A 1,851-nucleotide genomic window follows, 5' to 3' on the forward strand; every position below is an offset into this window, starting at 1 on the left:
CTCACACCGTCTTCATGGTGGGGAACCTATCAGTGACCACCGCTGCGGGCGGTGCGTCACCCAGGTGAGTGTCAACCGGTGGCCAGCACCCGGTCACGATCGCGGCGGTACATCGCGGCGTGCTCGGCGAAGTCGTCCCGGCCGGTCTCGGCGGCTCGTGCGTCGGTGAACGCCGCGAGTTCCTCCAGCCGTGCCGCCACCGCAGCCAGCAACTCTGCGGGCTCGTAGGGCATTTCGTAGGAGTCGATCAGCAACTGTAAGCGGCCCGCACGGTCGGGTGTGGGCGGGCCGCCGTCGTGCGCGTCATCGGTCAGCGGCACCAACCGGTAGGCCAAGTAGGCCAGGTCCCAGATTCGCGGGCCCGGGGAGGCGGTGTCGAAGTCGATCACCCCGCGCAGCTGGCCGTTGCGGAACACCAGATTGTACGGGGCAAAGTCGTTGTGGCAGATCACCTCAACCGGGTGGTGGGTGGGCAGCTGCCAGACCAGGTCCTCCCCCACCAGCGCGGTGGACGCGTCGTGGATCCGGCGCATCAGCTGCGCTGCCGCCACCAGGACCGTATCCGCCCACACCCACTCGGACAACGGATAACCGGGCACCACCCCGACGATGTAGGACAGGACCTCCCGACCGTCCTCGTCCACCCCGCGAGACTCCGGAACCTCGGTGACCCCTTCCGCCCGCAACCGGACCAGTAACTGGTGCACCGCCGTGGTCCAGGGTCCGACAGTGCGACGGACAGTGTCGTCGACCCGCACGACGGTGGTGGAGTTGCCGCCGGTCAACATCTCCTCTTCCATGGCACGACCCTATCCGGAGGGCCTCAGCCGAGCCGGCGACCCAACTCCCGGGTGACGTGGGTAACCGCATTGGTGTACATGTTCCGCTCCTGTTCGGTCAGGTCGGGGCGGCCAGCCAGGAGGCTGCGGTGGTGCAGGGACGTGAGGAACCGTTCGTAGATCTCCCAGGCGTCACGGCGGACCAGCACCTCGTCGACGGTGCCCGTGGCCGCCCGGTGCTCGCTGGCCGCCAGGTAGGCCTCGACCAGGTCCCGGGTCTGGGCCCGGGTCATGGGCAGGTGCCACGGGTCCACGGTGATCTGCCCGCCGAGATAGGCGAGGTCCTGGGCGGGGTCCCCGATCTCCGACCACTCCCAATCGATGTAGCGCACCCCGGTGTCCCCGTCGACGAGGATGTTGGGCAGCAACAGATCCCCGTGGATCACAGCGAAGGACTCCAACCGGTCAAAGGTCTTCTGTGCGCCGCGCAGATACGCCCCCACTTCCCGCGCCAGTCGTGTCACGTCGGGCTCGGCCAGCACGGCCGGGTGGTTGTCCGCCCACCAGTCCAGCCCGGCAGTGAACTGTCCGTCGATGTCCACCTTCGCCCGGCGCTCTCCCGTCTCGGCGGTGAGGTCTCCGCAGCGCTCGAAGCGCTGGGCATGCAGGCGAGCCATCTGCTGGACGTGGGCCCGGATCAGGGCCGGGGTCCACTCCCCCGGTGGGAGGACACGGCCGGGCACGAAGGTGACCACCATGTACGGAGCACCCAACGGGTTGTCCGCCGACTCCTCGAGCACCAGCGCCTGCGGTCCGATACCGGCCAGGACCAGGCCGAGTCCGTGGAACTCCTCCCGCATCGGCCGCGGCAGCTCCTCCACCGGACGCCGGGCGATCCGCACCACCACCCGTTGCCCGCCGGCCTCCAGCAACCACGCCGCGAAGCTCTCCCCCTGCCCCAGCAGACGCACCTCGTCACCGTCTCCGGGTGACGAGCCCAGGCCGACCGCGGCCGGGGCCTGACCGGCCAGACGAGTCAGTCGATCAGCCATGGACGGATGCTCAGGACGGG

The 1,851-nt window shown here is 69.3% G+C and carries 2 protein-coding genes; both read right to left on the reverse strand.

All coding sequences use genetic code 11. From position 1 onward, the window contains the following. Positions 1 to 71: 71 nt before the first annotated feature. Entirely contained in the window at positions 72 to 800 is a 729-nt protein-coding gene (locus tag RF646_RS13220; protein WP_035964316.1) for a phosphotransferase, read from the reverse strand. A gap of 23 nt (positions 801 to 823) precedes the next feature. Then, positions 824 to 1,851 (reverse strand): phosphotransferase family protein (locus tag RF646_RS13225; protein WP_368836232.1); only part of this gene is annotated, 1,028 nt, incomplete at its 5' end.

The sequence above is a fragment of the Kocuria sp. CPCC 205261 genome, assembly GCF_040981025.1.
GTDB classification, from domain to species: Bacteria; Actinomycetota; Actinomycetes; order Actinomycetales; family Micrococcaceae; genus Kocuria; species Kocuria marina.